This window comes from Streptococcus catagoni, from assembly GCF_011421425.1.
In the GTDB taxonomy this organism is placed as follows: Bacteria; Bacillota; Bacilli; order Lactobacillales; family Streptococcaceae; genus Streptococcus; species Streptococcus catagoni.
Window position 1 is genome coordinate 114329 of the sequence record NZ_WPCW01000004.1, and the last position, 12411, is coordinate 126739.

General features: G+C 33.5%; 11 protein-coding genes and 4 pseudogenes. 10 read left to right on the plus strand and 5 right to left on the minus strand.

Features of this window, described 5'->3' with window-relative positions:
- Nucleotides 1-21 precede the first annotated feature (21 nt).
- The 3 genes from HBN42_RS08025 (at nt 22) to HBN42_RS08035 (ending at nt 3179) form a co-directional block, all read left to right on the plus strand.
- Nucleotides 22-753, plus strand: a complete 732-nt coding sequence (locus HBN42_RS08025) for an ABC transporter ATP-binding protein (protein ID WP_165994537.1) — start codon at nt 22-24, stop codon at nt 751-753.
- A 13-nt stretch (nt 754-766) separates the two neighbouring features.
- On the plus strand, nt 767-2089 hold the full coding sequence (locus HBN42_RS08030; protein WP_165994538.1) for an FtsX-like permease family protein: 1323 nt from the start codon (nt 767-769) through the stop codon (nt 2087-2089).
- Between the two features lie 133 nt (nt 2090-2222).
- Nucleotides 2223-3179: a glutathione S-transferase family protein gene (locus tag HBN42_RS08035; RefSeq protein ID WP_165994539.1), complete on the plus strand. Its 957-nt coding sequence runs from the start codon at nt 2223-2225 to the stop codon at nt 3177-3179.
- 38 nt (nt 3180-3217) lie between these two features.
- Here the strand turns inward: HBN42_RS08035 and HBN42_RS08040 are convergent.
- Nucleotides 3218-3401: pseudogene (locus tag HBN42_RS08040) on the minus strand (TIGR00730 family Rossman fold protein); the annotation flags it as partial.
- 273 nt (nt 3402-3674) lie between these two features.
- Between HBN42_RS08040 and HBN42_RS08045 the strand changes: the two are divergent.
- A pseudogene (locus HBN42_RS08045) lies at nt 3675-3752 on the plus strand (IS200/IS605 family transposase); the annotation flags it as partial.
- Between the two features lie 116 nt (nt 3753-3868).
- Here the strand turns inward: HBN42_RS08045 and HBN42_RS08050 are convergent.
- Together HBN42_RS08050 and HBN42_RS10255 are read right to left on the minus strand one after the other, a co-directional pair.
- Nucleotides 3869-4465, minus strand: a complete 597-nt coding sequence (locus tag HBN42_RS08050) for a uridine kinase family protein (protein ID WP_165994540.1) — start codon at nt 4463-4465, stop codon at nt 3869-3871.
- 115 nt (nt 4466-4580) lie between these two features.
- A pseudogene (locus HBN42_RS10255) lies at nt 4581-4977 on the minus strand (GNAT family N-acetyltransferase).
- 418 nt (nt 4978-5395) lie between these two features.
- On the opposite strand from HBN42_RS10255, the gene HBN42_RS08060 reads away from it, so the two are divergent.
- From HBN42_RS08060 to HBN42_RS08070, 3 genes are all read left to right on the plus strand, one after another.
- The gene (locus HBN42_RS08060) at nt 5396-6616 is read left to right on the plus strand and encodes a peptidoglycan bridge formation glycyltransferase FemA/FemB family protein (protein WP_165994541.1); all 1221 of its coding nucleotides are present in this window, start codon (nt 5396-5398) and stop codon (nt 6614-6616) included.
- Between the two features lie 193 nt (nt 6617-6809).
- Nucleotides 6810-7151 (plus strand): DUF1648 domain-containing protein, encoded by a 342-nt coding sequence (locus HBN42_RS08065; RefSeq protein ID WP_165994542.1) that lies wholly within the window; start codon nt 6810-6812, stop codon nt 7149-7151.
- Between the two features lie 9 nt (nt 7152-7160).
- Entirely contained in the window at nt 7161-7952 is a 792-nt protein-coding gene (locus HBN42_RS08070; RefSeq protein WP_165994543.1) for a PhzF family phenazine biosynthesis protein, read from the plus strand.
- Between the two features lie 155 nt (nt 7953-8107).
- Here the strand turns inward: HBN42_RS08070 and HBN42_RS08075 are convergent, their stop codons facing one another.
- Together HBN42_RS08075 and HBN42_RS08080 are read right to left on the minus strand one after the other, a co-directional pair.
- Entirely contained in the window at nt 8108-8431 is a 324-nt protein-coding gene (locus tag HBN42_RS08075; protein WP_165994544.1) for an ABC-2 transporter permease, read from the minus strand.
- A pseudogene (locus tag HBN42_RS08080) lies at nt 8428-9117 on the minus strand (lantibiotic protection ABC transporter ATP-binding subunit). The gene HBN42_RS08075 and the pseudogene HBN42_RS08080 overlap by 4 nt, the downstream one beginning before the upstream one ends.
- 123 nt (nt 9118-9240) lie before the next feature.
- Here HBN42_RS08080 and HBN42_RS08085 point away from each other — a divergent pair.
- Genes HBN42_RS08085 through HBN42_RS08095 form a run of 3 tightly spaced genes read left to right on the plus strand, consistent with a single transcriptional unit; the run spans nt 9241 to nt 12408 of the window.
- The gene (locus tag HBN42_RS08085) at nt 9241-10041 is read left to right on the plus strand and encodes an SDR family oxidoreductase (RefSeq protein ID WP_165994545.1); all 801 of its coding nucleotides are present in this window, start codon (nt 9241-9243) and stop codon (nt 10039-10041) included.
- A gap of 22 nt (nt 10042-10063) precedes the next feature.
- Nucleotides 10064-11932: a BglG family transcription antiterminator gene (locus HBN42_RS08090; protein ID WP_165994546.1), complete on the plus strand. Its 1869-nt coding sequence runs from the start codon at nt 10064-10066 to the stop codon at nt 11930-11932.
- Complete coding sequence (locus HBN42_RS08095; protein ID WP_165994547.1) at nt 11932-12408, plus strand: transcriptional regulator GutM; 477 nt, start codon at nt 11932-11934, stop codon at nt 12406-12408. Before HBN42_RS08090 ends, HBN42_RS08095 begins: the two co-directional genes overlap by 1 nt.
- The last annotated feature ends 3 nt before the right edge of the window (nt 12409-12411 follow it).

The following is a 12411-nucleotide window of genomic DNA, read 5'->3' on the forward strand; positions in this document are numbered from 1 at the left end:
ATCTTATGAAGGAGATAGAATATGGCAAAGCTTGCAGTGAAGGGATCCCATATTTTTAAAACATTTCAATTAGAACAAGAAAAAACCATTTCCGTTTTAAAAGATGTTTGTCTGGAAGCCAATTACGGGGAATTTATCTCTATTCTAGGAATTAGTGGTTCAGGAAAATCAACCCTTTTGAAGTGTCTGTCTAGTCTATTAGAACCAAGCAGTGGTCATGTTGACATTAATCATTTAGATCCTTACCACTTAAGTGATGGCAAGTTAGCCAAGCTACGACGTGAAGACATCTCCTTTATTTTTCAGTCTTATAACTTGGTGCCTGCCTTACCAGTCATTGAAAATATTGTTCTCCCCTTGCGCTTAGCCTCTAAGAAGATTGATCAGTCTAAAATCGAAGAAATTCTCCGTCGTTTAAATTTTCAAGCCGATAGGAATGCTCCTGTTGCGACCCTATCTGGTGGTGAACAGCAGAAGGTAGCTATTGCAAGAGCGATTCTAGCCAATAGTAAGATTATTTTTGCGGATGAACCCACGGGGGCATTGGATAGTCTTTCAAGGCAAGTTGTTTTTGATATACTGAGCGACTTAGCTAAAGAAGGGAAATGTGTCCTCATGGTTACCCATGATATTGAACTGGCTTCACGTACTGATAGAGCCTTGATTTTAAAGGATGGTTCTATTGATCAAGAATTGAAAGCGCCTTCCTCTGATACACTCTATAAGGCTCTAGGAACTGCTACTAGCCACTGATAGGAGATACCGAATGTTTAAACTCGTCTATTATCAATTTCACTATAGCAAAAAACAGTGGTTAGGGCTTATTCCTGTATTTTTTGTTGCCAGTTTAATTGTGAGTACTTCTTTGATTGGCATTCATAGTGTACCAAAGTCAGTGGAAAATGTTTCTCAGCTCTTTCAAATGCTGATATTTTTTGGTGGTGCAACCCTCTTTTTACTCATTTCTAACCTGATTCATTTTCTGCTGCATATCTTTAAAAAAGAATATCAGTTATGGACCATCCTTGGAGCCAGTCGTAGACAGCTTTCCTTACTGATTAGTGGACAATTTGGACTGATTGCTCTGCTATCTAGTTTTATTGGAACAGTTTCGGCAGTATTTTTAGTTAACCCCTATTATCAGTTTTTACGTGACTTTGTTGGAACCAATGAATTACCTCCCTTGAAGATTAGCTCTAGTTTACCTATTTTAGGCTTGTGCCTTCTTCTTGTGCCAATGATTGCAATGCTAGCTTCTTATTACTATTCTATGAAATTGTTAAAGGCTGAAGAAGGGCTGGAAGGTTCACTTAAAAAAAGAGGCAAGTCCTCCTATCTGATAAAGGCTGTGTTAGCAGCAGGGATTTGTCTCTTATGGCTAGCTTGTGTTTATAGCCTATTTTCCACTCCTAGCGATCTATCATTTATGGCCAAATTTCAACGAACAGCAGTTACTTTCTTACTCTTAATATTACATTTATTTATCATTCAAATGATCTCCCCAGCTGTTCAGATCAGTTTGCTCCGTTTATTCAATAAGGTGCCGACCTCTCATTATGCTCCGGTAACAGCAAGATGGATGATCCTAGATAAACCTATCTATCTTAAAAGTTTGCAAGCTTCCATGATTATGGGGGTCAGTTTGGTTTCGGGCTTTCTCCTTTTTATTCAAAATACCTATGTAGGAAATCAAGCCAGGGCGATGACAGAAGCAAAGGTTTCTTTCTTAGTTTATCTAGGTGCCCCGATACTTCTTATTATAGCCAATGCTATTTCAATCACCCTTCTTGTTTCTAGCCAAGAAAAGGCAGACGTTGCACAATTGAAAAGCTTAGGCGTTTCAAAAGGTCATTTATTTTGGATTAGAGTAGCAGAAGCCTTTTATCAATCACTTCTTGTTGCTTTCATTTCTCAATTTTTTAATCTGGTGATTTGGCTGATGGTATTAAAAGGAGTGGCCATATTAGGTTTAGAAATGAGCACAAGTGTTAGTCTTTGGCTACCCAATCTTATTATCTGTTTCCTGCTATTCTTAGTCATTTTAGTCACAAAGCTGGCCAATGATTATAGCCTTGAGAACAAGGACTAACAAAGGAAACTTCTTTATGGCAAGCCTGAAAAAGTAGCTGATGTTCTAGGGTTTGCTTATTACTAAATAGTAGTAAAAAAGCTGTGTCAGTGCTACAATAGATTTATCAAACCACAAGTAAAGGAGAAGGACTATGGGATTATTAGTTGATGGCAAGTGGCAGGACAAATGGTATGATACCAAGTCTACCAAGGGACATTTTATCAGGTCTGCATCTCAATTTAGAAATTGGGTCACAAAGGATGGAGAAAAAGGACCCAGTGGGAGAGGCGGTTTTAAGGCAGAAGCAAACCGCTATCATCTCTATGTCTCTTTAGCCTGTCCATGGGCTAGTAGGGCCTTAATGATGCGTGCCCTCAAAGGATTAGAAGATATTATCTCTGTATCAATCGTCCATCCCTTAATGTTGGAGCATGGTTGGACCTTTGACCCCTCAAGCAGTGGTGTTAAAGATCATTTGTTTGACTTAAACTACCTCTACGAATTGTATTTAAAAGCTGATCCAGACTACACAGGAAGAGTGACTGTGCCCGTTTTATGGGATAAAAAGACACAGACCATTGTTAGTAATGAATCTTCTGAAATTATCAGAATGTTCAATTCAGCCTTTGAAGTTTTCCAAGATAATGACTATGATTATTATCCTGACGCCCTAGCAGATGACATTGATGCCATGAATGATTTTGTTTATCCTAATATTAACAATGGCGTTTACAAAACGGGCTTTGCCACCACCCAAAAGGTCTACGAAAAAGAAGTTGATAATCTCTTTAAAGCCTTGGATAAAGTGGAAGCCTTATTAGAAAAGCAAGATTACTTAGTGGGCAATACCTTCACAGAAGCTGATATCCGATTATTCACCACGCTGGTGCGTTTTGACTCAGTCTATTTTGGTCACTTCAAATGTAATCTTAAACCGTTAACAGACTACAAGAACTTGTGGGTTTACACCAAAGGCATCTACAATATGCCTAAAATAGCTGACACGGTTAATTTTGAACACATCAAAGAACATTATTACGGTAGCCATAAAACCATCAATCCTAATGGCATCGTTCCCAAAGGACCAAACTTAGATTGGTCACTATAGGTTATAAGAGGACAAAAAGAATCCCTTGTCGTGACCTGCACCCCAATTGTATGACCACCATCTTCAATAATGGTGTCTGCCATTACTCCCATCAAACCAACTTTTCCCCCACCATAAACTAAGTCATGCTTATTTGTGCTCTTCCACTCAGAAAGCTCCACTGTTTTTGACAAAATAGAGATTGTTTCCTGAACTGGCGCCACAAAAAATTGTCATTTTCATTCTTCAATTCTCTTTTCTAATTTATTTTTAGGTGTTTCACTAATTTCTTCTAGGAAGAAATATACTGATCAGAAAGGATAAGGCTATTACCTAAAACGTCTCCAAGCTCTTTTTGATGCCATTAAGATTTTCATTATCAGATTTTACAGGCTCATCAGGCCTGTAATTTTCTTTCCTAAGAATACATCTTCCTTGTAAACAGATATTATCAATAAAAGGGTTAAAAGTCTATAAATTCAATCATGGGCTTTTTTGTAATTATATACTTCGTAGAGCATTGGGCTTAAGGAAGCTACTATAAAGAAGTACATAGAAGAACAAGAGAAACACGATATAGCACTAGATTCTTGAATGGATGAGAAGTCAAAATCAATGAGGCTTGAACAAAGTGAAAGCCAGCGTCTTTAGGCGCTGGCTGGTGATATGGGTTTATAGCTTTTGTACACCCCCCCTTAGACGGGTGCTTATTAGGTCTCAATCATAATATTAGCATCATTTTCAAACCGTTCGTAGAATTTTTGGTATTGCTCTCTTCGGGATTTTTGAGTGTTTTTTATAAATTCTATATCTTGATTTCTTTCTCTTGTGTCTCTAATAGTTCTTCTCTTAAATTCAGTTTCAGGATCAGTTTTTAAACAAATAGAAAGGTCAAAGAGGTCTTTTGATAAAAAAGCTGATGACATTCCTTCGACAATAAGTATAGGTTTTGCTGCTTTTAATATCTTACTTTTACTCCAAGGCTCCTCTATTGTTAAGATATCCAATCCATTTTTTAAGGCTAAAATATCCCTTTTTAAAGAATTGAGTTCATGTGAAAGAGGCATATTAGCTGTTATCTTTTGATTTGGGAACTGTTTCGGAATAGCTAAGTTTCTATGTTCACTAGATATGATATAGGGATCAGTCTCTAATAGATTGATATCATTGTTATCTAATTGTTCTACTAATATTTTACAAAAGGTAGATTTACCAGAAGCACCATGTCCATATATTCTGATAACAATTTTTTCTTTCTTTTCAACATAGCCTTTAATCACTTTTATGTATTTGTCAAAAATTTCCATGAAACTCCTTTAATAAGCAGCTTTTTAGATAGTGGTAAAGAGTATCTAAAATTTGCCTAATATAAACATTTTATTTTTGAGAACAAATCTCTTGTTAGACAATATCTGTTTTTGACTAGATAATGGTTTTAATTAAGTGTGTCTGATCATAAAACTCATAGCCATGCTTGGGATAAAAATGATATGACCCGAACCATTGTTCTTTAGGTTCTCCTAAATGAATTCTTATATGAGTTTTACCTATTTTCTTTAAGTAATCTTCTGTAAAACTTAATAATTGACTACCAACTCCTTGGTTTTTAATATTAGCTTTGACAAAGAAACGATGGAACCTATGACTCTGTTATATTCATTATGGCTATCCAAAAACAGTCACCTTTTTTTAAATAATTTTTAGGAATATCGAGTAAATCAGGATTAATACTGGGGACTTTACCTAAAGCATCTTTTACTTGTAAAATCATAAAAATTAAATCATCCCTATAATTTTCTTCATAATTTATTATCTTCATAACCACTCTACCATCTTACTATTAAATGCTTTGATTTATATAATATCATAAAGGAAATATTTTTCGCAGACAAATGTAACCATTCCTCTTCAAAGCAGCAAAACAACGCCTTTTTAATGTATAATAGGATACCTCCTATTGGAAAGACAATTGTTGACAAATTGGGTCTACAATGAAGTTTTGGTGGACAGCTGGCTCTAAGTGTAAAACAAAAAAGCAGGTTAACTTTTCCTTCGTGGTTTCTTGATAAGTTCTTAAATTTTAATCATTAGACACAAAATCACACTATAAGATAAATAAAATTAAAAAAACGAGAAAATTTAGCCATTATTGGTCTACTTATAATACTAATAATAACCAGGTTTTTCTTGCCTATGATATAATAAATAAGAATTTTGAGAAAAAGGAATATTAAAAATTGACTATATATGTGGTAGATGAAAAACTAGATAATGCTGATTTTGATTTATTTGTTGAAGAAAATAAATATGGTAATCTATTACAGACAACTAGTTGGGCAAAAGTTAAGACTGATTGGGAGTCTCGACAACTGATGTTCTATTCTGAACCGGATCATGAACTAGTGGCATGTGCTTCTTTATTAATCAAAAGGTTTTTTAAAAAAATCAAAGTAGCTTATATACCTAGAGGTCCAGTAGTTGATTACAGTGATGCAGAATTAGTGGTTAATGTCTTTAAAGCTTTAAAGAATTATGCTAAAAAAGAAAAGTTTTTATTGATAAAATGCGATCCGAGTTTCCTAATTGATAGAAATGATTCCAAGCAAACGAAATATTGTATGCAGACCATTAGTGCATTGGAAAAAATGGGTTACCGTTGGTCAGGATTAACAATGAATCTGTCTGATATGGTTCAACCACGTTTTCAAGCTAATAAATACCTTAGCGACCAAACAATTACAGATTACAAAAAACATTCTAAACGTTTAAAAAATAACGCAAGTAAAAAAGGGGTTGAAATTATTAATGGTCACGAGGATGAGGTTAAGATATTTTCCGGTCTTGTGGTCTATACTGAGCAAAGAAAAAATATAAGACTAAGAAATTTCGATTATTTTAAAAAAATAAAAGATGTTTTTGGAGACAATGCTGAATTTTATTTTGCTCAGATTGATACTAAAAAACAAAAAACAGTTTTGAAAGATCGTTTGTCTGATTTAAGTAAAGCAAGAAAGGATACGCCGGTAGATCAAAAAAATCGTTTAAAAGATTTAAAACAACAAGAGCTTTCGGTTATTAGACAGCTTGAAGAATTGTCTAATATAGAAAAATCAGACACTGACAAGGTTATTGTTGCTGGGGTTTTAGGGATTCATTATGCTAAAGGAATAGAATTATTATATGCAAGTATGGATGACCGTTTTAAAAATTATTATCCCCAATATTTACTAGATATGGAAATATTTAACAGATGCTATCAAAAAGGCCTTGAATGGGCAAATATGGGAGGAGTTGAAGGAGACCTTAAAGGAGGACTGTCAACTTTTAAACTATCTTTTAATCCAAATATTGAAGAATACATTGGAGAATTTAATTTGGTTGGGAATAAATACTTTTATGATTTAGGTAAAACCATATTCAAATTTAGAAAACAATTAAGAAGATTAAAAAACAAATAAGTTAGGATGGTCATTCCTAGCTTATTTATTTTAAGTAAGAAGTCTAAAAACTGAGGATTATTTTTGAAAAATGATATTGGAATTGATTTCTTTTGATATAATAACAGCAAAGTATCATAGGGTTATATGGTAACCATCTAAGTAAGTAATCTTCTTAAGAAATGTAAAGGATAAAGTAACAGAAAGTACTCATATGAAAAAGTTAAAGTTGTTTATTAGATCTGTAGAGCTGTTAATTTTAGCTATTACCATAACATTATTTATCATTGCTCCAAATACCATCATAGTTCATTTTAATAGTAGCGGCTTGCCTGATGGCTATGGGAATAAGATTTCTTTGTATGTATTTTCATTGATAACAATAATCGTAGGTGAATTAGGAATTGCTTATTTCAAATACCAAAGAAAGAAAACAGGAATGGAAGACTCTCCCATGTTAAATTGGCAAGAAATAAGATTTTTTCAAATTCTTGCAATGGTTGCTTTGGCATTCCTAGTTGCTATGATATATCAATTGTTTTACTTAAAAAGATAGGAATTAGAAATGTTACCGTATTATATTGTTAATGCCTTTACCGATAAATCATTTTCAGGAAATCCTGCAGGGGTTGTTGTTTTAGATAAACCAATTGAAGAAGAATTGATGCAGAAAATTGCTAAAGAAAATAATCTCTCTGAGACAGCATTTATTTTAAAAGAAAATGACTATTATCATATTAGATGGTTTACTCCTCAAAAAGAAGTAGATCTTTGTGGTCACGCGACTCTTGCAAGTGCTTATGTAGTCTCATATTTCCTTGAAAATAGTCTAGAACATATCACTTTTTCTTCCAAATCAGGCTTTTTAGAAGTAATCATCAATAAGGATGAAATGACCTTATATTTTCCAATGGTCACAATTAATCAAGTACCAATTACCTCAATGATGAATGAGGTGTTTGAAGTGAAAATTATAGAAGCCTATAGAACCGATGACCAAGAGCATCTTATCTTAGTGATGGAAAACTATAAATTACTAGAAAATCTTCCGCTTGATTTAGATAAAATGAGACAATTAGCTCCCCACGGTGTGACAGTTACTGCAAAAAGTGATGAAAGCGATAGTGATTATGTGCTTCGCTATTTTGCACCTAATTATGGGATTAATGAAGATCCAGTGACAGGGTCAGCACAAACACGCCTCGCACCATTATGGGCAAAAAAGCTAGGAAAAACACAGTTAATATCAAAGCAATTATCTGAAAGACAAGGCATAATGATTGTTGAATTGGAAGGAACAATGGTTAAGATTACGGGTAAAGCTAGCTTATATTTAGAAGGACGGTTGGTCATTTAGTATGAAACTATTTAAAAATAGCTAAGGAATTGAGATTGTTAGCTTGACTCTAAAGCCTGTAAAAAGGCTTTTTTTGTATAGTAAAATGTCCCTTCAAAGAGATTATTAAATTGATTGATATAAAAGAAATAATTGGAGAAAAGGTGTTAATACATTTAATCCGAAGTTCGTCCTTCCCAGTTTTTAAACCAAAGATAATTAGCAGTTAACAATATTATGGAGAATAGAATTGCTGCGATTATCCCTACAAATATAGTATGATGTACTAAATGAGAAGAAATTTCAGTTGGAGGTAGTACCTTTTCTTTGGTGAAGAGGAGATAAGGGTAAACAGATTTTGCTAGCCTAACGGGTAGAGCCCAAAAGTTATATTGCCATAAATGCTTTCCGTAACTAGTTCCACCAATTAAGGCAGCATTGAGAGCACCAACTATGGAAATACCTATATACTTTAATAGTTCTGATTGTAAATAATTCATTCGATTTTTCCTCCAACTACAGACATAAATAGTTGTTCTAAGTCCTGCTCTTCTTTTTTTGGTCTCTGATACAGTAATTGACCATTGCAAATTATTCCAACAGTATCTACAATATGTTCTACTTCCGCCAAGTTATGGCTTGAAATAATTACTGTAATTCCTCGTCTTGGAAAAGATTTGATTAAATTTTTAAGTTCTTGAATCCCCAACGGGTCAAGGTCATTAGTTGGTTCATCAAGTATTAATAGACTTGGATTACCTAATAGGGCAATGGCGAGACCAAGTCTCTGCTTCATACCCATAGAAAAATCTCCTGTTTTTTTACCTACCTTACCTAAGCCAACAATCTCCAAAACCTCTGAAATTCTACCTGATGATATTTCTAGTAAGGTTGCGTAAACTTTTAAATTTTCTGATGCTGTTCAATTTAGATAAATAGATGGTGATTCAATTAATGAGCCAGTATTTTTGAGGTGGCTACGGTTCCAAAGTTCTTGGTCAAAAAATATTTGACCAGAAGTTGGTTTTAAAAGGCCAATAATCATCTTTAAAGTTGTTGATTTTCCTGCTCCATTTGGTCCAAGAAGTCCATAGATACTGTTTTTTTTGACCTGTAAAGAGACTTGATTAACAATCACAGCTTTGCTAGTGTGTTTACACAAGATTATTGACAGAATCAAAATCAATTAATCTTTTTTTATTTTAACAAAAATAGTCTCTTTTTTTTTTTTGAGTTTTAAAAAAAACTGTCTTAATTCAATAGTGAAAGCGTTTTATACTAGATTTATAAAAAAATAAAGGAGAAATTTATGACTGATTGGTTAAATATTGCTGGTAAAACAGCAATTGTTACAGGTGCTTCATCTGGTATAGGTAGAGCAATTGTTGAAGAACTTCTAGAACTAGATGTCAAAGTAGCTAATTTTGATGTCGTAGACAACGATTTAGCTCATCCAAACTTAATGTTTGTCAAGGTTGACGTTACGTCTCGTAAAGAAGTTGAAGACGGAGTGGCAAAGGTAGTTGAACATTTTGGTAAAATTGACGCATTAATTAATAATGCTGGTATTAATGTCCCTAGAATACTTGTGGATCCAAATGATCCTCATGGGAAATATGAATTAGATGATGAGACATTTGACAAAATTACAGCAATTAACCAAAAAGGCCTATTTTTAGTAAGTCAAGCAGTTGGACGTTTACTTGTTGAACAAAGGTCAGGAGTGATTATTAATATGGCTTCTGAAGCTGGACTGGAAGGATCTGAAGGGCAAAGTGCTTATGCAGCAACAAAAGCAGCAGTGTATTCTTATACGCGATCATGGTCAAAAGAATTAGGAAAATATGGTGTTCGTGTTGTTGGTATTGCACCAGGGATTATGGAAGCTACTGGGCTAAGAACATTGGTGTATGAAGAGGCATTAGGATATACTAGAGGAAAAACTGTTGAAGAGATTCGTGCAGGATATTCATCTACAAGTACAACACCACTTGGACGTAGTGGGAAATTAAGGGAAGTTGCAGATCTTGCCGCTTATTATATTTCAGATCGTTCAAGCTATATTACTGGAATTACAACAAATGTAGCAGGTGGAAAAACAAGAGGATGACATCCAGCTAGAAAGGATAGTCATGGTATTAGTTAACCGTTGGTATGACATACTAGAAACTTTATTGATTCAAAACCAGATGGCTTTTGATGATTTGAGACAACGTATGAAAATTAGCCCACAAACTTTAACAAAAAGTATTGAGCAATTAAATGATCTTTTAGATGGTGATATTGAAATTATTCAAATAAATAACCAACTAGAGTTGACTGTCTATGACTATGCTAGACTTGAAATAATTTTAGCCGGTAGCCTTAGAAAGACTAGTGATTTCAATTCAGCAAGTAAACGTGTTGCTTATTTACTAAAACGCCTATTGAAATCTCCCACACCAATCGTAATAGATGATCTTGCAGAAGAAACAGGTGTAAGTAGAAGTACCATAAATAAAAATTTAAAAACAGCAAAAGAATTAGCAAACCATTATCACATTGAAATAAAAGGAATCCCTAATAGAGGAATTCAAGCTTTAGGGTCAGAATTAGAAATTAGACTCTTATTTATCCATCATGTTTATGTCTATTTTGATACTGATTATTTACAAAAAGAGAGTCTTGTTTTTTTAGAAAATCTTTATAAAGTTTACCGCTTACCACGAAAAATTCAAGAGATTCTGACTAAAACGATTGCAATAACAATAGAGCGTATTCATGACAATAATCATTTAACAGGTTATATTCCATTTTATAGCAATGAGGTTAACTCAGATTCTTTTATGGAGGAACTTGTTTATCACTTAGAATTAGAATATCAAACTTCCTTGAGTCAATTTGAACGGGATTTTATTTCTTTCGCCTTAAACACCCAATATGTAGAAGGTTTGACTTATCAAGAAGGTTTATTAAATTCTGATTTTCTTCAACTTTATCAAAAGATGATTAAAGAAGTGAAAGAAAGCCTATTGATAAATTTTGATGAGAAAAAATTATTTGTTGAAATTCAAACACATTTAAAATTTTTAATTAATCGATTAATTTTTCATATTCAAGCTAATGATCTTTTCCATGGAGAAATTAAACATAAATACCCATTAGCATTTGAAATGGCAACAACAGCTGGAAAGATATTGGAAGAAACCTTTTCGACACATTTGGAGTTATCCGAATGTAGTTATTTGGCATTATACTTTGAACTGATTATGCGAGATAAAGAACAAATTGTTGAAAATGGATCAAAGCGTATTGCTGTTGTTTGTACTACTGGACGTGGGACGGCAAATATGATTTGCCGCAGGTTAATAAAGGTTCTTGGTCCAGATATTGAAATTTCTCAATTTTCTGAAGAACAGTTTAATCCTGAAAAAGATGATAATTATTTTGCAATTTTTACAACCATACCTCTAAAATTTGGCCAGCTAAAATCTCCACTGGTTCAAATTACTAATTTATTCAATGATCAATGGTTGCAAAACGAATGGCAAAAAGTTCATCTCTTTCATCAAAGAAAGATTCAAGATAGTATCATTCGCTTTGTTCGTTTAGAACCTGAAAACTCATATTATAGTTATTTGTCAAATATGGTTAAGATATTAGTTAAGGCAAATTTAGTCGACCTTGGTTTTTCTGAACGAATTATCCAAAGGGAAGTGAAACAATCTACAATGTTTGGTAATCAGATTGCTTTTCCTCATGCAATTAATTATCATTCTGATAAGCCAATCCTCCTAGTCGGGGTTTTAGACCAAATATTTCAAGAAGGAGATAATCAAGTTGCTATAATCTTTATGGTAGCAATCCCTGAGAAAGTTGAAACTCGTTTAGAAGCAGAAATGCTAGAACTTTATGATAATATTTTTAGGATTGCTAGTGATGAGTTATTAAGAGGTGAATTGCGTCTACTAGAGTCAGAGAAAACTTTTTATCAATTTACGGAGGAAAGAGGGATTTTTTAATGGATAGTATTATTGTACTAGCAACTATTGTGATATCTGCTTATATTTTTCAAATCTTTTTAGGAATGAAACAACTAAAGCATTTTAATACTATTTATGCGCAACTTCGCGAAAAAGGGCGTGTGGCAATTGGTAGACGGTCTGGGAAAATAAAATCTGGGACAATTGTTATGTTCGCTTTAGATAAAACAGGTCATGTTTTAGATGCAAGGCGTATGCAAGGTGTGACAGTAGCTGCTCGTTTTAAGGAAATGCCACAATTCGTAGGTCAAGATATTCATTATTTTGACAGTTATAATCCTTTAGTTCGGAAAGAAAATAAGTTAGTACAGATTGCAATTGAAGATGCAAGAGAACTATTTTTAAGAACAGAAGCTGGAACATATGAAGATGTTTCAAAGTATAATTCAGCTTTTGACTTGGATTTCCATTTGAAAACATGGAAAAATCGATTAAAATTACAATTTAAAAAATAAACA